This is a genomic window from Microcoleus sp. FACHB-1515 (genome assembly GCF_014696105.1).
In the GTDB taxonomy this organism is placed as follows: domain Bacteria; phylum Cyanobacteriota; class Cyanobacteriia; order Elainellales; family Elainellaceae; genus JAAUTJ01.
Genome location: NZ_JACJPO010000008.1, coordinates 52,244 through 74,756 on the forward strand (window position 1 = coordinate 52,244; position 22,513 = coordinate 74,756).

Below are 22,513 nucleotides of genomic sequence, written 5' to 3' on the forward strand. Positions count from 1 at the left end.
CGTACCTCGGTGCGCCTTGGTTTGCTGTCCGATCGAAGGTACGATCGAAACTGATGTGCTTAACTTTTCTTCATGAATTCGATCGCAGATATTTCGGTCAATACGGCCAGCGGACAGGCAAAATCTCTCAGTGAATATGCTGGACAGGTTTTGCTGATTGTCAATGTCGCCTCTTACTGTGGCTACACGCCGCAATACAAAGGCTTGGAGCAGCTAAATCAGCAATATCGCGATCGCGGCCTACGCATCTTGGCGTTTCCCAGCAACGACTTTGGCGCACAAGAACCCGGAACGATCGCAGAAATTCAAGCGTTTTGCGACCGCAATTACGGTGTCACCTTCGAGATTTTCGATAAAGTTCGCGCCAAAGGATCGCAAAAGCATCCGCTCTATGCTCGTCTGACGGAAGCGATCGCGCCTTCCAGCGAAGTGTCATGGAATTTCGAGAAGTTTTTGGTGAGCAAATCGGGAGAAGTGGTTGGTCGCTATCGCAGCAGCGTGGCGCCCACTTCGCCAGAATTAGTTGAAGCGATCGAGCGGGAGTTGGCGAAATAGAAATCAAGAAAAGGGCAGAAGTGATAATGTCCTTTTGCCCTTGCGATCGCACCGCTCAAACACTATGCCACTGCTGCTTTTACAAAGGTCGGATCGATCAAAGCGCTTAGCTGATCGATCGTCATGGCTTGCGGAATTTGGCCTTGATCTTTGAGGAAGGTCGCCAGCGATTCCATATGCTTGCCAAGATACATATCGCTGCTTGTATCGGAGAGCAGTTTAACATTATCTTCAGGACTCGTAAGCTGCACTCCCTTCAATTCTTGTCCGACTTCTTCAGGTTTGAGTTCCAGCATTTTTCCAGCGATCGCATAAGCTTCATCCTGATTCGTTTGAAGGAATTCTTGAGCTTTGTAGATGCCGTTTACAAATGCCTGAACTGCCTGCGGATGATTTTGCACAAACGGCGTTGAAAACATATAAACGTCTAGAATTGCATTTGGCATTTTTGAGGAATCATAGATGATGCGGCCATCTTTTTGAGCTTGATTGGACTGCTGCAAAAAGGGCGAATAGGTGACGGCAATATCAACGCGGCCAGAGGAATAAGCTGCGGCGGCAGCATCCGGTGTAACGTTTGTAATCTTGACATCATCGCCCGATAGTCCAGCTTCTTGCAGCACTTGCAGCAGGAAAAAATGGCTGACGCTGCCAATTTCAACGGCAACTTGACGACCTTTGAAATCGGCAATATCTTTGACGCTGTTGCGTGCCAAAATGCCATCGCCACCCATCGAATTATCGGCGACCTGCACAACCCGAAAATCTTGGCCTTTCGCGGCAAACGCAACCATTTCGGAAGTCACGTTGTTGATGCTGTCAATTCGACCTGCGGCCAGCGCCGCATTTCCTTCACCCGTTGAACTAAAAGCTTTGTGTTCTAGTTCCAAACCGCCTTCTTTGAAAAAGCCTTTTTCGATCGCAACATATAGCGGCGTGTAGCCAATCCAAAGCGTACTGCCGTTGGTTCCCTTGACAGGTTCAGCCGAGGCAGCCGGAGACGCTTCATTTTGCGCTGGAGCAGACGTGTTCGTTTGTTGGGTGCAGGCGTGCAGCATCAGTCCGCCTGTTGCGCCAGCGATGATTTGAATGGCGTGTCGGCGAGTGACAAACCGAGGTGACTGACTCATGAGAAAATTCCTTTGTGGGGCGAATGCTAAGGCAATCATTCCCGATCGCTTCTTCCAAGAAAGTAACCCAAGCTACCAAATCAAAGCGCTTCTCAATTCACTACATTGATTGGCGATCCGGAAATGCAGGCACGAACCACTGACAGCAATTCTTCACCTAAGTTCGCCGCAGTTTCCTCAGAATTGTAGGCGTTATGTGGCGTTGCAACTACATTTTCAAGCTGCACTAAAGCTTGAATTTCTGCATTGGGTGTTCCGGCGATCGGCTCATTTTCAAACACATCCAAAGCGGCTCCCGTAATGCGTTTTTGCTGAAGCAGTTTGAGCAAAGCAGCCTGATCGACGATCGCACCTCGCGCTGTATTAATTAAATAAGCCGTTGGCTTCATCAAATTCAAACGTCGCTCATCAATCAAGTGACGACTTTGTGCGGTTGCCGGAAGATGTAAACTCAAAATATCGCAGGTAGCAATGAGGCGATCGATTTCTGGCGCAGAACTACGAGAATTCACAAACTCAACTTGCATTCCGATCGCTTGGGCAAGTTTTGCAACTCTGCTGCCAATGCCGCCGTGCCCAACTAATCCGAGTTTTTTGCCGCGCAGTTCAATCCCTTTATGATCGCCTGGATTCCACTGATTGTTTCGTAGAGCAAAGTTTGCTGCGACAATTTGACGAGTGACGGCGAAAATAAGAGCGATCGTATACTCGGCAACCGCATTCAAATTGTGCTGAGGGCAATTGCAAACGATGATATTTGCGGCTGATGCTGCCTCGATATCTACGTTATTGTAACCAACGCCAGGAACAACAATATATTTTAAGTTGGGCACATGGTGCATCAGCGATCGACTGACTTGGAACCAGCCTGCTGTAATTATTTCTGCGTCTCGAATACGATCGAGAATCACCGCTTCATCGACGCAAATATCATCATAAATTTCAACTTCGCCAAGCTCTTTTAACGCTGTGCGATCGGAATCGGGAATATCAATTTGATCGGGAAGAACAATCTTCATAGTGTGATTTAATCACTGTGGTTGATTGCTCGATCGCAGTGCTGCTTCCATCAGCAGAGTTTGCGCGGCGCGATCGAGTTCATCTTTTGCCGGATGTCGCTGTTTGTAAGACCCATCTGGCTGCAATTCCCAAGCGTGGCGATTGTCTGCCAACATCACATCTAATATTTCCTTGAGCCTTTGAGCAACCGTTGGATCTTCGATCGGCGTAATTGCCTCGACGCGGCGATCGAGGTTGCGCGGCATCCAGTCAGCACTGCCGATATAGAATTCTTCGGCTCCGCCATTGTGAAAGTAAAAAATGCGAGAATGTTCCAAAAATCGTCCAATAATACTGATAACGCGGATGTTCTCGCTAACGCCTTTAATTCCAGGCTTTAGGCAGCAAATTCCACGCACAATCAAATCGATTTTGACTCCAGCTTGTGACGTTTCATAGAGCGTTTTAATGATTAGCGGATCGACCAGCGCATTCATTTTGGCAATGACGTATCCTGAACCAGTTTTTACGTGCTGATCAGCTTCGCGGCGAAGCATTGCAATCATGCGATCGCGCAAATTCACTGGAGCAACTAGCAGTTTGCGATAGCTATCTTGACGAGTATAGCCTGTCAGGTGGTTGAATAAGTCGGTTAAATCTGCACCCAAATCATCGCGGCAGCTAATAATGCCCAAATCCGTGTAAAGCTGAGCAGTTTTGGGATTGTAATTTCCCGTGCCGATGTGAACATAGCGACGTAGTTCTTCGCCTTCTTGTCGCACAATCAAAATGATTTTTGTATGAGTTTTTAGACCAACTAAACCATAGACAACATGCACACCTGCTTTTTCCAGAAGCTGCGCCCAAGCGATGTTATTCTCTTCGTCAAATCGCGCTTTCAGTTCAACAAGCGCAACAACTTGCTTGCCATTATTGGCAGCCGCAATCAAGGCATTGACGATCGGATCTCCCGATGTGCGATACAGCGTCATCTTAATCGTCAAAACTTTTGGATCATGTGCGGCTTCTGCGATGAATCGCTCAACCGAAGCGTTGAAAGATTCATACGGATGATGCACTAGTAAATCGCCGCTGCGAATCATCGAAAAGAAGTCTTCGCCATCGCCTAATGTCGGAGAATCGTAGAGGGAATAGTATTCATCTAGCGATCGCAACCGCGCTGGAATCACCGGACTCCAAGGTGGGTCTTTCAGGTCAGGTAGAGGCAGCGAAAGCAAACTCATCAAGTCGCGCAGATTAAGCAACCCTTCAATCTCATAAAGGTCTTGTTCGGTAAGCTCTAGTTCCTCCGTTAGCGTTTGCCGCGCTTTTTTTGGCATCGTTGATTGCACTTCCAGCCGAATCACAGAACCCGCTAGCCGAACAGTTCGTAGTTCTTGCTGAATGGCCGAAAGCAAATCGCCTGCTTCGTCTTCTTCAAGCTCCATATACATATCGCGAGTGACGCGAAACAGCGAGTAAGATTCGATCGCCATGCCCTTAAATAGCAGCTTTAAGTTATGAGCAATGACCTGTTCGATTGGCACACCTGCCCACACGATCGATCGCTTTTCTTTCGGCTGAAAATCTGAGAGCGAAATGAATCTGGGTAGGCTGCTGGGAACCTTAACTCGCGCAAAATGAGATTTGCCAGTCGCCGGATCGCGCACGACAACTGCTAGGTTCAAACTTAAGTTTGACATCTGCGGAAAGGGATGCCCCGGATCGACTGCCAGCGGTGTCAGAACCGGATAAATACGGCGTTCAAAATAATCTTGAAGCGATCGCTGCTGCACCTCATTCAAATCAGCATAGTCAAGTAAATAAACGCCATGCTCAATCAGTTGCGGACGCAACGTTTGAAAATGGCGATGCTGTTCGGCCACCATCGGGCGAAGCCGCTGCGCGATCGCCTCAAGCTGTGCCTGTGGCGACAGGCCATCGGGCGGAAATCGATCGATTCCGGCACGAAGTCGCTGTTTCAGTAAGGCGACGCGCACCATAAAAAATTCATCGAGATTTGAGCTAAAAATGGCGGCAAATTTTAAGCGCTCTAAAAGCGGAGTGCGTGAATCGATCGCTTCATGCAAAACCCGCTGGTTAAACTCTAGCCAGCTTAATTCGCGATTGAAGTAATACTGCGGGTCGTTAAGAGCGATCGATTTGTCTTTGGGCGACATTGGAGCTTCCACACACTGCTTCAGATGCTCGCAAAAAAGCAGCCGATCCGTCAGTTCACTGCAACACATCGACGTGTGACAGGTTTCCGAAACGCTGCTTTTTTGCAATCTACTATTCAGTGTAGAACTTAGATTGATTCGGCTCGAATATCGCGGGGTAGATAATCTGTGCCGCGCTTGTTGGCACAAAAGCCGATGTCAACGCTTTGATTGGGCGCGATCGATCGCGCCCAATCTGGCGGCGTAACGGTGTAGCGGCTTTCCTGCGGCGTAAAGCTGCCGTTCCAGCTTTGCGAAATGTCGGCCTGATTCATTGTGAAGCGCAATCGCCAGTTGTTGATCGATCGATTGCTGCCGTTCACCACACGAAAGCTGACGCAAAATCCAGCCTGCCAGTCAGACTGCACTTGAAATTCAGTTTGCAGCGAGGCCGAAGCTTCGATCGAACTGGGCTGAGCGATCGGGGTTGGCGTGGAAGTCGGCGTTGCAGCCGGAGTTGGACTTGGCGCTGTGACCGGAGTGGGAGTGGGTGATGCAATGGCGATCGGTGTTCCTCCCGGCAGTAGGGTACTCAGGAGGGCTTGCTTGGGAGCGTCAACCGTGTGCCAGTCGTCCATCAGAATGCCTCCTGTGTCGCGGCTGTTCGGATTCCAGCTCCAGTAGGCAAAGCTGAGGCGGTTTTGGCGAATGAAATCAACGAGCTTCCGCTGCCAGCGACCTTCAGCCGACTGTTCATCGACCTGCCGCCCACCAAATTCACCGATTAAAACTGGGGCAATGCGATCGCGAGCAATAAAGAAAAATCCGGTTTCCCAGCGCTGAAGCAAATTTCCGGGAAAATCCGGTTCGGAAAACCAAGGCTGCGGGAAAACACCGGGGCCGTATTCGTGCGGAGAGTATACGAGTTTTCCCGGTCGATCGAGCCGGACGGGAAATTGGCGCACGCCTTCTAGATTGCCGCCCATCCAGTGTGTCGCCAGTCGTTGACCGGGGACGTTGTTCTCGACGCCTTCCACGACAATTAGCCAGTTCGGATTAACCTCTAGAATTGCGTTTCCGGCTCGTTCTGCGGCCAGTCGCCAATCGGTTGCCCGATCGCCCGTCCCCCAACTGGCTCGCCCGTGTGGTTCGTTTTTCAAGTCTGCACCGATTACGTTGTGATGGTTGCGGTAGCGATCGGCCAGCATTGTCCAGGTGTTAATCCAGTCTTCTTCGGTGAAGCCTTCGCCGTACCAAAGTTCCGGAATTTCGGCGTAGGTAATCTGGTGATTGTCCAGCAAGATCATCAAGCCTTGGCGATCGGCTTCTTCGATAATTAGATCCATCACTTCCAGCGGCGTTTTCCCTTGCAGATCGGCATTGCTGCCGATTGCAAAATCAACGCCGCGAATTGAATTCGATCGCAGCGTTTGCAGCGCGAACGGCAGGCGAATAAAGTTGTAGCCAAGCTGCTTAATTTGCGCCAGCATTTCCTTGTAGTCGCGCAGCCAAAGTCCGTGTGGCACATTCAAATCTGTTTCCATGCCAAACCAGTTGACGCCCTGCAACAAAACAGGACGACGATTGGCGTCGATGATATTCGCGTTTTGGGTCGAGAGCGGCAGCGGAATTGAAACGGCAGATTCAGCCAGCGTGAGATTGGATTGCCAAGCGAATCCAAGCATTAAGGCAAACGTCATTACACCGATCGAAACTTGACGCTGCCAGCGAGTCAGCCGACGCTGCCAAATCTGCATGAATCTATTTTGAGCAGTTGATGACATAGTTGCGATCGTCCATGTTGGGTTGAGTCTCGTAAGCAGTAACCGCCGATTGTGAAGCGCAATTCAATTGCAATTCAATTCATGTCGCAGCTTCACAGCGTTCTAATTGAAATGAGAAATTGCTGGGTTGATGCAGAAGCGATCGCCATCGAGTCGAGCAGCCTCTAAATCCTTAATAGACAGATGGAGATGAAGTTTTATTGAAATCACCATAAAGAGGTGATGAATTTTACTGAATCTCCAAATGGATACTGCTTCAGTCTTCACAAGATCGATCGCCGCTTTCCTGGACGCTTGACGGCTTTAGAAGTGCCTGATATTTTATTTTTCCATCTAAAAAATAATCTCTTATTTTTTTCCACAACGCTGATGGTGTAAGACTTTGAGGCTGAGTTTCGGTTGCAAGCTTCAATCAATAAAAAACTTTATACCCTCTTCAAGCTAAATCTTGGGTCTTCATTAAATCCATACGCTAAATCACGGAAGGGCAGATTAACTTGAATACAGGAAGTAAATCTACTGAGCACTTCAGTAGATCTCACGAAATGCTCGATCTCGCTGGGTTCGCTAGTGAAATAATCCATTCGCGATCGACCATTTGTTTCATCTACCCTTGCGAGTTTTCCTTGTCGTTCTTGAGTAAGAGAAGCATTATGAGCCTTTCCCGTTGCTTGCTTTCATCCGCTGTTTTAGCTGGAACCGTTTTCTGCGGCATGACCCTTCCCCTGGCTGCTTTTGGCTCTAAGCCTGTGACGATTCAGCTTGAGGAAAAGCCTGTGTTTGTTGGACAAGTCGAAGAGTTTGCTGCTCCTTATATTGGCCTTGCTACTGCGATTAGCTTGGCTGCTGGCGCGGCCAGTCTTGCAACCTCTGGCTGGAGACAATCTTCGCGCAAGCTCAGCCAAACCGAAACGCAAATGTCCACGCTCAAGCAGCAATTGAGCGAAAAAGAAGCGCTGATTGAAGACATCAAGTTTTCACAGCAACGCCTCAGCACCTCAGGTCTAGAGTTGTTCTTGCAAGAAGATGAAAGCCCGTTGCCCACCGTGCTGCCCGTGAGCCAGTCGGCAACGCCTGTCGCAACCGCACAAGACGCTACCTCCTACATGGTGATCAATGCAGAGCAGCCCCAGCAAGCAGCAAATGCTGGCCTGCTGACGCTCAATGCAGAACCGCAATCGATCGACTCGGCTCCTGCCGTGAAGCAGCCTGCCATGAATGCGGCGCAGTTGCAGGCGATGAGCGCACTCGCCTCAGCCCAAGCCTTTGCAGGTTTTGCGCGATCGACCCAAACTGCTACTCCTGCGGTTCAACCGGAAGACACAGTCCAGCTTCAAGAGCTGATGGCGCATCTCAAGCAGGTGATGGCGCAGGTCGAGCGGATGCAGATCGGGTCGAGTGCTTCTCAGGCAAGCAGCCCTGCTTGGCAGCAGCAACGGCTCGCCTCCTAGTGACGGTGCTTCACTGTAACCGTTGGTCAGGGCGTAGTGGAGCATCCGTTTTGCTCCAAGGTTGGTCTCGATCGATCGTTTGCTCAACGGGTTTACCGCTGGTGCGCGGAGCAGCCGCAGGTGTCGGCGCAGGTGGAGCAGTGCGACCGCTCGGCAACGGCACGTTCACTTGTCTGCTGGCTTCGAGATACAGTTCACCGTCGGTTGTAAAGCGCACCAGCGATGCTTGTGTAGCGTCGTCTTCTGCTTCAACTTGGTCTCTCAATCCTGCTGGCTGATTGGCCGGATCAAGCGTGGCGAGAAAGGTCACGGTTGCTGCCGGATCAGCAGGAGTAGACAGTCCGCTAAGCTGCCAGCTTTCCTGCAAGCGGCCATCCGGAGCAGGCTGCCACAAATTCAAATCCGCTTGCCAACTGCCCTGCTCAACAACCGCATATTGGCGATCGAGAATTGCATAAACAGGTGTTTCTGTCGACTCAAAGTCGCGAATTGCCGTTACCGTGATTCGCGTTTCGTTTGGCAAAGTTGTATTGCCGGAAACCACATACGCGCCTGGTCTGCCAGTGGCTTGCGCCTGCCGAATCGAAAGTTCTACCGAAGCTGTGTTCCGTTCGATCGCCGTACAGCTTGTGCAGAACACGATCGCCAGCAGCAATAAGAGCGAGGCAAGCTGACGGTAACGTGAGCGAAGAGTTGTCTGCATAACTAAGCAATTGTGGTAGGGTTTAATCGCTGAAATGGCCGCGATGGGTTTAGTCTAGCTGGATGATTCTAGCTCTAGCATCTCAGTATTCATCGCCTCATATTTAAATCAGGAAGATCACTGGGTGACCGTTGACGATCAAGGCGAAATCGTCTAGACAGGAAGCGGCGATTAATTGCAGCGAACCGAATTGAGCGGATTGTTCCGCACAAAGCTTCTACCGAACGCGCCTGTATCGCATTGCACTTCATTCATCCATCGAGTTCCATGATCGTGACGCCCTCTAGTTCCTGGATCAGGACAATTGCTGCTGCGGCAGCTACAAGTCCTGCTTTCGTCTGCCTAGCACTCATCAGTGCAGCCTCAGCCAATCCGACGATCGAGCCGGAGACTCAACCGAACGAGTCAGATGCAACAATTGCTGCTGAAGATACGATCGAGCCGAATGCAGTCGAGTTGAGTGCTGACGTTTCCACTCCGGCTACACCGACTGCCGCGCCAGCCGATGCCCTCGCGTTCGCCCCACCGCCTGTTGCTGCACCTGCTTCTGAGCCGCAGCCTTTACCAATCGCTGCTGCTCCCAGTGCTGTTGCTCCCCAGATGCCCGCTGCGATCGCGCCTGCCGCTGCTAATCCCAGCGCCCAATTTCAGTTTCGACCGCCTGCCGCTGAGCAGTTTGTGCCACCTGTAAGCGGGTCGATCGGCGGAACAGCGATGAGCCAAGTGCTGCCTGTGCCCAACGTTGCACCAGCTCCGCTACCTGTTCCCCCCCTACCTGTTCCGAATGTACCTGCTGCTGGTGTTTCCACACCACTTCCACCTGCTCCCGTCAGCCAGTTCACTGCGCCGACGGCTTATCCATATCCTGGGGTTTATCCATATCCGAATCCAGCAGGAGCGATCGCCTATCCTTATGCGCCACCTGCTGCGGCTCCCGCTCCATTCGCCTATCCGTATCCGCCGCAGGTAGCACCTCCGGCTGCGATCGCTTATCCCTATTCTTCACAGGCAGTCCCGATCGGCTATCCGCCGCAGATGATGGCTCCGATCGCCTATCCCTATTCATATCCGTCTGCACCTGCTGCTTATCCCTATTCGATCGCTCCGATTCCAACCGCCTTTCCAACCGCGCCCTCTGCATCGCCCAGTTTTGTTCAGCCGCCTAGCTTTGCACAGCCTGTCGGTGGCCCAACGCTAACTGCACCCTTTGTGCAGACACCAGCACCCTTTGCTCAGTCGCCAGTTGTTCCACCTACTCCGGTTGCACCTTTTCCTCAAACTCCAATTGGTTCGTTTCCCCAGTTTCCTCAAGCACCTTTTCCTCAAGCTCCGACTGGTTCGTTTCCTCAAGCACCTTTTCCTCAAGCTCCAACACCCTTTCCCCAAGCTCCGACTGCGCCACCTGCTCCAGTTCCGATTGTTCAACAGCCGATCGCACCTTCTACGCAGCCGATCATCGACAGTTCTGCGGTAACACCGCCTTCCCTGAGACTGCAAGGCGTGTATCTGTTGCAGGGCGATGAATCTTCGGCACGGGCAAGGCTGACTGCGGTGTATCCGCTCACGCCGAACTTGCTGTTTGGTGGGTCGGTCGATTTAACCGAGGGCGAGGCGTTTGCAGATTCGCAAACTGAAGGCCTGAGCTTGAATGAACTGTATCTTGCTGCCTCACTGCCAAACTTGCCGAATCTGCGGTTTGTGATTGGACAGCTTGATTTGACTTCTTATTTCGATCGCAACAGCTTTGCCAAAGACGGAGCCAGCCAGTTTTTCAATCCGATCTTTCAAACCAATCCGGCGTTGAGCGCAGCGGCGATCGGGTCACGTCCCGGTGTGCTGGTTAACTGGAGCTTGAACGACAATCTTGAAGCTCGTGCTGCCGCTTTCTCATCAAGTCGCAGCATCGGGGATTTTCAGCTTGACGGCTTTGCAGGCGAAATTGGAGCGCGTTTTGGCAATGCAATTATTCGCGGCACTTACACGTCGGGGCGCGATGCCGGGTCAGACAGCGGCTTCAACCAAATTTTTGGCCTCGATCGCGGTAACGGACAGTTTGGCATTGACGAAAACGATCGCGAAGAATCTTACGGCGTGAATGCGGAAGTCTTCATTCCCGAATTGAGTCTCGGCTTGTTTGGACGCTACGGCCACTATGAAAATCGCGATTTGGGCGAAGGCGGCGACACGTTCAGTGCAGGCTTAACCTTCCTGGATGTGTTCAGCCAAAACGATCGCCTCGGTCTCGCTTATGGACGTGCTTTGTCGAATGAGCAACTGCGCCGCGAGCAAGACGAGCGCACGCCCGATGTTTTAGAACTGTTCTACGATTTTCGCGCTTTACCGAATCTGAACTTGGGCTTCAGCGTTCAGCAGCGCGACGAATTTTCAGAAACCATTTTGGGAGTCCGGGTTCGATCGGAATTTGATGTCACTCCGGGGAGATAGCCAAGATGAAAAGATCTAGGCACATTTGGAGCAGTTTGATTGGCATCGCGCTATTGGGCACTCCGACGATCGCGCTGCTGCCGCTGCCTGCGATCGCGCAGACCGTCCCAACCGTGATTCGTCAAGCCTACACGCTGCTCGGTCAAGGCTTGGTGAACCAGGCGATCGGCATTTTCGAGCGAGCAGTTCGCCAATATCCGCAGTCCACTGAAGCCCGACTTGGCTTAGCAATTTCATATCGTCGTGCCGGACGCGATGCCGATGCGTTTGCGGCCTATCAACGAGTCCTAGAAGTTGATCCGAACAATCGACTGGCACTATTAAGTATCGGTGTGTTGGGCGGATTTCGTGCGGAATGGCAAAATCGCGGCATTGAAGCGCTGAACGTGCTGCTGCGGCAGAATCCGAACGATACGGAAGCGCTGGCGCAACGCGCGTTGCTGTTCGGCTATCAGGGTCGATTTGGGGAAGCGATCGCTGACTACCAAATCGTTCTGCAAAACAATCCGACGCCCGAAGCAATTTTAGGCGCAGCGCAGATCTATTCTTATAGCGGCGATTTTGCTCAGTCGCTCGCTTTGTTCGATCGCTATCGGCAGGGAGGCGGACAGATCACCGGAGGAGCGGCGATCGCCTATGCGAACGCTCTGCGCGAAACAGGAAATCCGGCTCAGGCCGTGCAAATTTTGGAAGCGCAACTGCGCCAGTCTCGCCAGCTTGACAGCACCACAATTCAGCTTCGCGCCGCCCTCGCCTCTGCATATGGAGCAAGTGGACTGTTTGATCAGGCGACTCGAACGCTAGAACCACTCGTGGGACGACAAGATTCTCGTTTGACTTTGGCTCGCGCCTTGAACGAAATTGCGGATGCCAGTGGCAATCCCGTTTATGCACAGCAGGCGATCGACCTGTACAAGCAGGTGATCTCGCAAACGCCCAATCTCACGGTTGGCGTTGCCCGTGAAATTGCCGATGTCCTCAGTGGCTATCCGCAAGAGCAAGCCTACGCGCTGGAAATCTATCGGCAACTGGCGCAGCAAAATCCGGGCGATCGCTCTCTTGCCATTCAGCAAATCGTGCTGTCTCGGCAGCTTGGCTTAATCACTGACGCACAGTTGCAGCAGCAGCTACAGGCAAATCTGCAAACGCCAATTAGCGATCCAAGTCAGTTGCGATCGATCGCCCAAGCCTTCACGCGCCTCGATTCACCCACGCCTGCGCTCTTGCCGCTTTATCAGGGCTTGCTGGCCTCTGGCGCAAACGAGCCGTTTTTGAACTTCCGCATCGCCCAAATTTTGATTGAGCAAAACGATTTTGCCGGAGCCAGAAACGCGCTGGCCGCTTATGCTGCCACGCCGCAAGGCACGCAAGATCAATTTGCCAACATGCTGTTGCTGGCCGAAATCGATCGACGCGAAGGCAACTTGGTCGCCAGTGCCCAGCGCTATCAGATGATCCTCAGCAGCAATCCTGCCGACAGCGGCGTTGTCAACGCGGCTTTGCAAGGACTGGCGGGAATTTTGCAGGTGCAGGGCAGATTGCCCGAAGCGATCGCGCTCTATGACCAAATCATCGCTCGCAATCCGCAAGATGTCGCCAAGCAGCTTGGCCGCACCAGCCTTGCCCTGCAAGCGAATTTGATTTCGCCCGCGCAGGCCGAAGCCGTTCTCAACGGTTGGCTTTCGACGCGCCCGCTCACCGACACACCGCCTGAACTGATCAGCCTGGTCGCCGCGCTGCCTGCTAATCCTCAGCTTGAAGGACTTTATAGCGCCTTGCTTGCCGTTGAGCCGAATAACCTCGGACTGCAACTACGGCAGGTGCAGGTTGTGGCGGCTCGCAATCCTGCTCAGGCTCGATCGCAGCTAGAGCAGTTGATCGCTCGCGACCCGAACAACCTCGGCACTTATTTTGTGCAGGGGCAACTGGCGCAGCAGCTTGGCGATCTAAGTCAAGCGAGCGATGTCTATGAAACGATTTTGCAGCGATCGCCCAACAATGCGGATGCCCTTGCCGCGCTGGGTGGCATTCAGTTCCAGCAGCGCCGCTTTGATGCCGCTGCTAATTCTTACGGTCAACTGCTTGCACTGCAACCGCAAAATCCAATTGCGCGATCGTCCCTGATTAGCTTGACTGCTGCCCAAGGCCGTCCGCTCGCGGCTCTCCAGCAGCTTGAGCAGTTGCAGCTTCAGCAGGGAGTCGCCAATCCCGAAATCGATCGCCAGCGGCAGCAAATCGAAGAAGGTTTGTTGCAGCAGCGCGGCTTTCAACCACCTTGGGAGCGCTTCTAACGTGCAAAAGCTTCTACCACGACTGCGATCGATCGGCGCTTCTAAAACAGTGTCGCCGCTTTTAACAGGCTGCATTCTCCTGTTGCTGACAGGCTGCGTCACGGTTGAAAAACCGTCTGCGCCTCCTGTAACAACATCCCCGGTGGCTGCGAGTCCCACGACGCCTGCAACTGAATCTGCCAGCGAAGATCTCGCGCTGTTGCAGGAAAGCTGGCAGGCCTATCGCGCTCGCTTTGTGCAGGACGATGGCCGCGTGATCGATCGCGAGGCAGGCGATCGCACCACGTCGGAAGGTCAAGCCTACGCAATGCTGCGAGCCGTGATGATCGACGATCGCGATACGTTCGATCGCACGTTGGCCTGGGCAGAAGCAAATTTGCAGCGGCGCGATGCCAGCGGACGGCGCAGCGATGCGCTGTGGTGCTGGAAGTGGGGCAAAAATGCTGATGGCAACTGGGGCGTGATCGACAGCAATTTTGCCAGCGATGGCGATTTAGACGCGATTACTGCCTTAATTTTTGCTGCCCGTCGGTGGAACGAGCCGCAGTATCTCGACGTGGCTCGAACCAAGCTGGCGGATTTGTGGGAACTGTCGGTGGCTGAGGCCAATGGCAAAAACTACTTTCTGCCCGGTCCCAAAATTGCGTTTCAGCCGCAGCCCACCGAACTGAAGCTGAATCCGTCTTATCTTGCGCCCTATGCTTTTCGATTGTTTGCACAAGTCGATCGCGATCGCGATTGGCTCAACTTGGTGGACAGCAGCTATGAGGTACTCAACGAATCGGCAAGACTGTCGGCGATCAACCTGCCGAGCGATTGGGTTGCCCTAGATACCACAACGGGCAGCTATCAGCCGCTCACGCCACCCAGTTCGATTCGCAGCATCTACGGCTTTGACGCCTACCGCGTTTGGTGGCGGGTTGCGCTGGACTCGGCCTGGTTTGATGAACCACGCGCCAAGGAATTCTTGCGGCAGCACCTGCCACCGCTGCAATCCATGTTGCAGCAGCAGCAAAAAGTTCCCGCCCAAATTGATTTGCAGGGGCAGCCACTCGTCAACTATGACTCAACCTCGCAATATGCCATGCTCTACGCTGCATTTGCGGAAATTGATCCGCAAGTGGCCGAGCAGATTCGGCAAGAAAAACTGTTGCCCACTTACCGCGATGGCTTTTGGGACAACGACGCCGCTTACTATTCGCAAAACCTCAGTTGGTTTGGACTGTTTTTTCCGATCGAAATTCCCACAAGCTGGCTTCAGCCTTGATTTCACCTAACCTGCACTATTCACCTTGAATCTATGGTTTTCCTGCGTCACTGGTTTGCTCAAAAGTCTCGACTCTGGCGGCGATCGCTGATCGCCCTCTGCTGCCTGATTGGAATCGGTCTCAGCCTGCTTCCCACCGTTGCCACTGCCCAAAGCGGCGTTCAGCAAGGTGAAGACCAGGTGATTCGAGAATTTTCCCTGCCACGTCCGGCTGCGGAACCGCCCGTTTATCGTCCGCCTGCTGCCCAACCGCGCCGCCGCAGTCAATCTAGCGGCGAATCAACTCCACGTCGGCGTACCCAGCCTGAAGCAGCTCCGGCTCCTCGTCAGCGCAGCGAACCGCGTCCGGCTGCGGTTGCTCCCCGCCCTGTAGCGCCACGTCCGGCTGCACAGCGGTCTGCTCCGACTCCTGAGCCAGAACCCACTCCGCAGGAAACTGCCGCCACTCCGGTCAATACAGGGCCGAACAGTCAGTATGTGCTGGAATTTAATCGATCGCCGATCGTCGGCAACCGCTTGAGGCTGCAAGGCGTTTATCCGCAGGCGCGAATTGGCTTTACTCGTCCGCGCAACTGGGAAGTCAAATCGGCCAAAGCGCTCATTCGCTTTCAGCATTCACCCACGCTGCTCGCCGATCGATCGGTGCTGATGGTGCGCGTCAATGATACGAGCGTTGGCAGCGTGCCGCTGAATCGTCCACAGTCGCAAATCGGTCAAGTCCTGTTCAACATTCCTGCCAATCTGATTCAGGACTACAACGAAATTTCGCTGATGGCCGAGCAGCAAACCTCGGACACCTGCACCAATCCTGCCGATCCGACGCTGTGGAGCGAAATTCTGCCCGACTCGAAGATCACCTTCGACTATCAGCCGCAAGCGATTCCGCTGGACTTTGGCAGCTATCCCTATCCGTTCTTTGACGACCTCAACCTTGATCCCAATCGCATCACTTACCTGCGACCCAATGCCTACAGCGAAGCTTGGCTGACGGCGACGGCTCGTCATCAAGCGGCGATCGGGCGTCAAGCCGATTTCCGTCCGCTGGAAACTCGTTTGATCACAAGCTTGAATCAAGCCGACATTACCGATCGCCTCGTTGTGATTGGCACACCCGAAGAACAACCTGCCCTGCGCGAATTGAACCTGCCCTTTCGACTGCAAGGCGGCAAGGTGCTAGAGGAAAACGGCAGCGCACTTCCCGATGATGTCGGCGTCTTGATGCTGACCACCACTGAAACCGCAGACGGGAATATTCCGGTTCTGGTCGCGACTGGAAACGCGCCCGCAGGCGTCACCAAGGCTGTGCAGTTCTTGGTGCAGCAGGGCGATCGCGAAATTGGTACGGGAAATTCGATTTTGGTGTCAGCGATCGATGAAGTCAATTCGCCCGACCCGCGCCAGTGGCAAGGCTTTTTGCCGACTGCCGACAGCTTCCAACTGGCCGATTTGCAAAATGTCGATCGCCAACCGTTCCGGGAAGTGACGGTGCAAGGCACAAATGCACCGCCGATTCGGATTCCGTTCAAGGCGCTGCCCGACGATCGCTTTTCACGCGGCAGCACGATGAAGCTGAACTACAGCTACAGCCCTCAGGTGAATCCCCGCACCTCAGCGCTAGAAGTGCGACTTGACGGCACGACGATCGCCTCAAAACGGCTGGGCGGCTGGTTCGCCAATGCCAGCCGACGCGAATCGTTCAACGTGAATTTGCCTGAAGCGCTGATCCAGCCCGATTCAGAACTGGAAGTGCAGTTTGTTCTCAATCCGCGTGAATCGGCGTCTTGCGGCATCGAAACCGACCAGTCGCTCTACGGCACGGTTCACACCGACACCACGTTCAACCTGAATCGCGATAACGTCGTGCAGCTTCCGGATTTGAAACTGCTCAAGGCCGGATATCCGATCGCGGCTCCGCAAGATTTGTCTGCGGCGGCGATCGTTCTGCCCGATTCGCCCAACGATACGGATGTCAACACGCTGCTGGCCTTTAGCGAACGAATGGGACGCTTGACACAAGCCGATTCAGTCAAGCTCAACGTTTACCGAGCCGGAACGCTGCCTGCCGAAGTTCGCAATCAAAGTCAGCTTGTTGGCATTGGCACGCGCGATCGCTTTCCGCTTCCCGAAGCGCTCAATACCAGCGGCGGCGGCTTAAATCTCAGCAGTGCCTTTACCCGCCAGCGGCAGCAAAGCGCCATTCAAACGCTGGGCGATTCCCAAGGCCTGATTAAGCAGGTCGTCTTGCCCGAAGGCGATCGCACGGTTCTCGCGCTCACGGCGCAATCCGAAGCGGGACTGCGCGAGGTGCAAACCGTTCTCGATCGCGACCCGCTGTTTTCGCAACTGCGCGGCGACACCGTTCTGATTCGTCGCACAGAAGAAAATCCGTCCCCCTATGACGCAGCGGGCTACAGCCTAGAATTCTTGCAGCAGGCGACGCCGCGCCGCATCATCAACACCGGATTCTTCAGCCGTCTTTCGATCTTCCTGCAAGACTTCTGGTTCTTGATTCCGACAGGCATCATCTTGATCGCCTTGCTGCTGTATGTCTTCTCGCAGCTTTACCTCAATCGCGTCGCTCGATCGTCAGGAGATCTGAAATGACGAATGTTCCTCAAGCTCGTCGCCCATCCGGTTTTGCAGGCTGGCTCTTAAATTTGCCTGCTCGCTTTGAGCAGCGAATGCCCAATGCCGGAAAGTGGCCGCTCTTTTGCCTCGTCGTGCTGCTGCTGGCGCTGTCAATTCCATTGATCGTGACGCCGCTGACCGTTTGGCAGCAAACGATCGTCGCCGTGATTTTGATTTTGCTCGGCTGGTTCACCGTTCAGGTGGAGCAGCGGCAAACCCAGCAGCAAGCGTCGGAATATCTGCACCTGTTCCTTGCTTGGCTCAGCGTCGTGACCACGCTGCGCTATCTCTACTACCGCACCAACTACACGCTCAATCTTGATAGCTGGACGAACGGCTTCTTCAGTATTCTGCTGTTTCTGGCAGAACTGTATGCAATCGCTACGCTGTTGTTGTCCTACTTTCAAACGCTGCGATTGCGAAATCGCCAGTCTGTGTCGATCGCTCACATGCCGCCCGCTCAGCTACCGAGTGTGGATGTTTACATTCCGACCTATAACGAAGATGTAGCGATCGTTCGCAAAACCACACTCGCCGCGCTTGCTCTTGACTATCCTGATGCCAAGAAGCGGGTTTACGTGCTGGACGATGGGCGCAAGTTTCCCGATCGCCGCGAAAAGCTGCGTCAGATGTGTCAAGAATTAGGCTCCATCTTGCTGACTCGCGACAACAATGACCACGCCAAAGCCGGAAATATCAATACGGCGATGCGGCGGACGCAAGGTGACCTGATTTTGATTCTTGACTGCGACCACATTCCCTCAAAGCAGTTCTTGCAGGAGACGGTCGGCTTCTTCCTGAATCCCAAAGTTGCCCTTGTTCAAACGCCGCACTGGTTCTACAACCCCGACCCGTTTGAGCGCAATCTGCTGACGCAAGGGCGCGTTCCGGTCAGCAACGAACTGTTCTACAAAGTTATTCAGAAAGGCAACGATTTTTGGAATGCGGCGTTCTTCTGCGGCTCTGCTGCCGTCATTCGCAAAGACTATGTACTCAGCATTGGCGGCATCGCAGTGGAAACCGTGACGGAAGATTGCCACACTTCACTGCGGCTGCACTCCAAGAAATATGAGTCGGTTTACTACGACAAAATCATGGTGGCCGGACTCGCGCCGGAAACCTTTTCGTCTTATGTCGGGCAGCAGGTGCGCTGGGCACGCGGCATGGCGCAAATTTTGCGGCTCGAAAATCCGCTGCTCAATCCCAAGCTGAATCTTACTTTTCCGCAACGGCTGTGCTATTTTTCCGCGACGACGCACTTCTTCTTCGGCTTTCCCCGCTTGATGTATGCGCTCGCTCCGGTTCTGTACCTGCTGTTTGGCATCAACCTGATTCGCGGTTTGGGTGTGGAAACGCTGGTTTACGCACTGCCGCACATTCTGCTGGCGATGAACGCCAACTACGTCACCTCAAAAGCGGTGCGATTCTCCTTCTGGAACGAGATTTTTGAGTATGCAATGGCGTTCCAAGATGGATTGGTGACGCTGCTGGCTGTCCTCAACCCCAAACTGGGCAGCTTCAACGTAACGAGCAAAGGAGGGATTGTCACCAAGCGCAGCTTCGATTGGACTTCTGCAAAAGTCTCGGCAATCATGGCAGGGCTGCTGGTGGTTTCGCTGTTGGCTGTTCCAGTTTGGTTTCTGGTGCAGCCAGAAGCAAAGGAAGCCGTTGTCATCAACGCACTGTGGAGCATTTTCAACCTGCTGCTGATCAGTGCAGCCCTGCTGGTGGCGTTTGAACAGCCGCAACTGCGTCGTGCTCACCGTTTAACTCGAGAAGTGACGGCGATCGTTCACAATTCTCAAGCGGAAAGCTGGACAGGCAAAACGATCGACATTAGCGAAAACGGAGCGCGAATTCGGCTCGATAGCTGGTCAAATTTGCCAGACATCATCGAACTAGAGCTGATTGGCGACTTTGGGGCAGTCGCGGTTCTCGATGCGAAAATTATCCGCGTCGATCCGATCGATGACAGCCAAGTGATTCTCGCGGTTGACTTTGTGGATGTGACGCAGGCGCAATATGACCAGTTGTGCTTGGTGATCTATTCCGATGTGGAAGAGTGGTATTCGCAGCAGCCGCGCCGTATCGATCGCCCCTTCGACTCGCTGCGCTTTCTTGCCACTGGCTTGATGCGAGCCTTCCGAGAACCGAGAGCTGCCGATCGAATGACGGTTCGCAAGCAGGTTCGCGCTGCCGCCCAGCTTTACTGGGAAGGTCATTTCTATGAAGGGGTGGCAACCGAGATGAGTTCGCGATCGATCCGGATCGAACTTGATGCCCGTGCAATGCCCAATCTAGAAGCGATGCGTCAACTGAAGCCGCCTGTTGGCCTGCTGCTGAGTCAAAACCCCGAAGACCCGCAGGCCAAGCGGCTCGTTGCCCAAGTGGAAACGGTCGAAGCACCCGTGCTGAACTTTACAGCTTCAGTCGATCGATCGCGCGTAGTCGATTCAATTGCGATCGAGCTTGAGTTTCCGCAAAACCTTGACTATCGGCAGGGTGGTCGCATCAAGCAGCTATTGCGAACCCTGCGCTAGTGCAGCGATCGGGCTAATTCATGAAGCGGGCAGCGTCTTGACCACGACCTGCCCGTTTTCAATGACGGTGCAGCGTTGGATTTTGGGGCAGCCAGATTCGATCGAATCCAACGCTTTGAAATACTGATGAACTTTTTCTTGTTCTTGGTTCAGAACGACGACACAGCAGGGCGTGACGGAAGATGGCATATACACAGTGAGATGCGAGTTCGAGATGCAATCGTTCGATCGTACAGTGAATGCTTCAGGAGTCGATCGAACGATTGCATCTTTCCATTTTCACAGCAGCTTACAGCTTGGCGATTGAAGGGTGCAATCTAGCCGCTCACCTGGAAATTTGCCGCACTCAGATCGCCTGCATTCACGTCTGACAGCAAAGTCATTGTTTTGAATCCACCCCGCAAATTGCCATTCGTATCCACTCGGACGATCGTGCCCTCAGTGGTTTGACCAAGCCGAACATACGCCTCAAAACGATTGGGACGAGTGAAAACACGACGATCGAAAATTTCCGTTAGGTCAATGCGATCGCGCTCGGTCTCAAAATCCGTAATGGTGTCTCGTCCTTCGCCTGCACCCGTGTAGATAAAGCGATCGCGCCCTGCACCTCCGGTCAACTGGTCGCGTCCTGCACCGCCTGTTAGCCGATCGTTGCCATCGCCACCCAACAGCACATCGTCACCATCGCCGCCAAGCAAAACATCTTGCCTGCCGTTAGCTTCGAGATAATCATCCCCTTTGCGTCCGTTGAGCGTATCGCGTCCGGCAAACGTAACGAGTCGATCGCTGGTGGCCGAACCGCTGCGCGTCAAATTGTCATTAATTCCGGTGACGATTGCAGCGCGAAATGCTTCCGCAAATACGCCATGTCCGCGCGTGGTTGGGTGGGCATCATCCCAAAAGAAAAACTGATTGGCATTGCCTCCAGCGGTGTCTTTCAGCGGATCCGTAACGTTGGTAAACCCAAATGTAGATGGATTCTGGGCAACGCTTTCGATCGGAGTAAATAAATCAGTGAGAATAATATTTTTGTCTGGAGCCGCCTGCTCAAACTGATTGAGAGCCGCCGCCAGTGCTGTATTAAACGCAACGCTTAGCTGCGTTAAACTTTGCAGTTGTCCGGCTTCTAAACTCAGCGGCACTCTGCCAAGATTGGGCGTTTGCGCCACCACAATATTTTTTGCGCCTGCTGCTGCCAGCGATCGCACCGAGGTTAGAATATTCGTCACCGCAGCCGTCACAACAGCCGTTGGATTAGCCGGATTATCAATCAGGTTGAGAAAGTCATTGCCGCCCGCCCAAACCAAATACAAATCTTCTGCGCCCGCACCCAATTCAGCCGCTTGGCTTTGAAATGAATCAATTTGCGTGAGCAATCCACCAAACTGAATTAGCCCAAACGTAGAATCATCTACATTATTGGTGCGATCGGTTCTGGCACCTCCGATTGCAAAATTCGTTTTCAAAGACAGCGGCAAGCCAAGATCTTGCGCCAGAATTTCAACCGCAAGCGAGCCGTTAGAGAATCGTCCTTCAAAGTAATCTGGACTAGGGGGAATTCTGCGAAGCGTCTTTGCAAATAGATTGCCAATATCAGACAAGCTATCTCCAAACACAAAGAAATCAACGCTTGGCTGAGTTTGTGCGGTGGCTTCAACGATCATTTTCAATTCCTCCAAAGATTTCACGAACAGTGCAGGAATTTTGCTTTTAATTTCATGCTCAGAGTAAACTTACGCCAGTCACGATCGCAATTTGTTCCAGCATTCCCGCGCACTCACCTTAGCCTAAAAGTATCCATTTTTACTAAAACTTAACTTCATGTTAACTTCGGCGATCGCTACTTGCTCATGACAACCCCTTAAACTGCCAAGCGATCGCGTGGTCGATTCTTTAGAATGAGTAAAAATCTTAATTGCAACTCAAGCAGAATCGGCAATTTCTTCGCAATGCTCGATTTGAATTTGCTGCTTTGATAGATTTGGCTCTTGTAACAAATTGGATTGAATCCGGAGAAAATCATCTAGGAGGAAGACATGATTTTGAGAGGAATATTCAGCATTAGCCTACTCGCGATCGCCCTGTATGCAGGCTTTGCTCGATTTCCATTTTGGAGCATTCTTCTCATTGCAATTGTTTTTGCGATCGCCTATGTTCAAAGTAAATGGTATCTTTGGAAAGACCTGTTTCAAACCGAAGAACTCAAGCTCTATCAGTCGCTTGCAATTACCTACTTCATTCAAATTGTTGTTGTTGCTATTTTTTATCTGCTTGGTAGCGGAATTGCGCGATTGTTGAATCAATAACACTAACCTTCAATCTACTGCTGGTGTGATATGATGGATTCTCGAAAGGCAACAAGTTTGCGTTTCGGGCGGTTAGCTCAGTTGGTAGAGCGCCTGCCTTACAAGCAGGATGTCACTGGTTCGAGTCCAGTACCGCCCATTTTTCATGCCTTGCTTATCCTGTTGCGGTTTGCGTCCGGCGATCGCGTCTGTGGTTTGAGCTGTTTTGGCAAGGCTTTTGCTGGATGGACGCGATCGCCGGAAATCTAGAGCGGC

General features: G+C 52.8%; 16 protein-coding genes and 1 tRNA gene. 10 read left to right on the forward strand and 7 right to left on the reverse strand.

The window, feature by feature from the left end:
* The first annotated feature begins 72 nt into the window (after positions 1–72).
* Positions 73–555, forward strand: a complete 483-nt coding sequence (locus tag H6F67_RS00795; RefSeq protein ID WP_190762356.1) for a glutathione peroxidase — start codon at positions 73–75, stop codon at positions 553–555.
* Between the two features lie 62 nt (positions 556–617).
* Here H6F67_RS00795 and H6F67_RS00800 read toward each other — a convergent pair whose 3' ends face one another.
* The 4 genes from H6F67_RS00800 to H6F67_RS00815 all read right to left on the reverse strand — a co-directional run bounded on the left by H6F67_RS00800 (position 618) and on the right by H6F67_RS00815 (position 6,627).
* Complete coding sequence (locus tag H6F67_RS00800; protein WP_190762357.1) at positions 618–1,685, reverse strand: ABC transporter substrate-binding protein; 1,068 nt, start codon at positions 1,683–1,685, stop codon at positions 618–620.
* Between the two features lie 92 nt (positions 1,686–1,777).
* On the reverse strand, positions 1,778–2,704 hold the full coding sequence (locus H6F67_RS00805; RefSeq protein ID WP_190762359.1) for a D-isomer specific 2-hydroxyacid dehydrogenase family protein: 927 nt from the start codon (positions 2,702–2,704) through the stop codon (positions 1,778–1,780).
* A 12-nt stretch (positions 2,705–2,716) separates the two neighbouring features.
* Entirely contained in the window at positions 2,717–4,864 is a 2,148-nt protein-coding gene (gene ppk1, locus H6F67_RS00810) for a polyphosphate kinase 1 (protein ID WP_190762362.1), read from the reverse strand.
* A 128-nt stretch (positions 4,865–4,992) separates the two neighbouring features.
* On the reverse strand, positions 4,993–6,627 hold the full coding sequence (locus tag H6F67_RS00815) for a cellulase family glycosylhydrolase (protein WP_199304173.1): 1,635 nt from the start codon (positions 6,625–6,627) through the stop codon (positions 4,993–4,995).
* A gap of 222 nt (positions 6,628–6,849) precedes the next feature.
* Here H6F67_RS00815 and H6F67_RS00820 point away from each other — a divergent pair, with 222 nt between their 5' ends.
* Together H6F67_RS00820 and H6F67_RS00825 are read left to right on the forward strand one after the other, a co-directional pair.
* Positions 6,850–7,005: a hypothetical protein gene (locus H6F67_RS00820; protein WP_190762364.1), complete on the forward strand. Its 156-nt coding sequence runs from the start codon at positions 6,850–6,852 to the stop codon at positions 7,003–7,005.
* A 275-nt stretch (positions 7,006–7,280) separates the two neighbouring features.
* Positions 7,281–8,078: a hypothetical protein gene (locus H6F67_RS00825; RefSeq protein ID WP_190762366.1), complete on the forward strand. Its 798-nt coding sequence runs from the start codon at positions 7,281–7,283 to the stop codon at positions 8,076–8,078.
* Between the two features lie 10 nt (positions 8,079–8,088).
* On the opposite strand, the gene H6F67_RS00830 is transcribed toward H6F67_RS00825, so the two are convergent.
* Positions 8,089–8,781 carry a hypothetical protein gene (locus H6F67_RS00830; protein WP_190762368.1) on the reverse strand — a complete coding sequence of 231 codons (693 nt, stop codon included), beginning with the start codon at positions 8,779–8,781 and terminating at the stop codon, positions 8,089–8,091.
* Positions 8,782–9,048: 267 nt separating this feature from the next.
* Here H6F67_RS00830 and H6F67_RS00835 point away from each other — a divergent pair, with 267 nt between their 5' ends.
* Genes H6F67_RS00835 through bcsA form a run of 5 tightly spaced genes read left to right on the forward strand, consistent with a single transcriptional unit; the run spans position 9,049 to position 19,952 of the window.
* The gene (locus tag H6F67_RS00835) at positions 9,049–11,226 is read left to right on the forward strand and encodes a carbohydrate porin (RefSeq protein ID WP_190762370.1); all 2,178 of its coding nucleotides are present in this window, start codon (positions 9,049–9,051) and stop codon (positions 11,224–11,226) included.
* A 5-nt stretch (positions 11,227–11,231) separates the two neighbouring features.
* Positions 11,232–13,517, forward strand: a complete 2,286-nt coding sequence (locus H6F67_RS00840; RefSeq protein ID WP_190762372.1) for a tetratricopeptide repeat protein — start codon at positions 11,232–11,234, stop codon at positions 13,515–13,517.
* A gap of 1 nt (position 13,518) precedes the next feature.
* Positions 13,519–14,784 carry a glycosyl hydrolase family 8 gene (locus H6F67_RS00845; RefSeq protein WP_313926742.1) on the forward strand — a complete coding sequence of 422 codons (1,266 nt, stop codon included), beginning with the start codon at positions 13,519–13,521 and terminating at the stop codon, positions 14,782–14,784.
* Between the two features lie 33 nt (positions 14,785–14,817).
* Complete coding sequence (locus tag H6F67_RS00850; protein ID WP_190762374.1) at positions 14,818–17,388, forward strand: cellulose biosynthesis cyclic di-GMP-binding regulatory protein BcsB; 2,571 nt, start codon at positions 14,818–14,820, stop codon at positions 17,386–17,388.
* Positions 17,385–19,952 carry a UDP-forming cellulose synthase catalytic subunit gene (bcsA, locus tag H6F67_RS00855; RefSeq protein WP_190762376.1) on the forward strand — a complete coding sequence of 856 codons (2,568 nt, stop codon included), beginning with the start codon at positions 17,385–17,387 and terminating at the stop codon, positions 19,950–19,952. Before H6F67_RS00850 ends, bcsA begins: the two co-directional genes overlap by 4 nt.
* Positions 19,953–19,970: 18 nt before the next feature.
* Here bcsA and H6F67_RS00860 read toward each other — a convergent pair whose 3' ends face one another.
* Positions 19,971–20,141: a hypothetical protein gene (locus H6F67_RS00860; protein ID WP_190762378.1), complete on the reverse strand. Its 171-nt coding sequence runs from the start codon at positions 20,139–20,141 to the stop codon at positions 19,971–19,973.
* Between the two features lie 128 nt (positions 20,142–20,269).
* Complete coding sequence (locus tag H6F67_RS00865) at positions 20,270–21,616, reverse strand: SGNH/GDSL hydrolase family protein (protein ID WP_190762380.1); 1,347 nt, start codon at positions 21,614–21,616, stop codon at positions 20,270–20,272.
* A gap of 372 nt (positions 21,617–21,988) precedes the next feature.
* Between H6F67_RS00865 and H6F67_RS00870 the strand changes: the two genes are divergently transcribed.
* Together H6F67_RS00870 and H6F67_RS00875 are read left to right on the forward strand one after the other, a co-directional pair.
* A complete protein-coding gene (locus tag H6F67_RS00870; protein ID WP_190762382.1) occupies positions 21,989–22,258 on the forward strand; it encodes a hypothetical protein in 270 nt (89 codons plus the stop codon).
* A 66-nt stretch (positions 22,259–22,324) separates the two neighbouring features.
* A tRNA-Val gene (locus tag H6F67_RS00875) sits at positions 22,325–22,397 on the forward strand.
* Positions 22,398–22,513 lie beyond the last annotated feature (116 nt).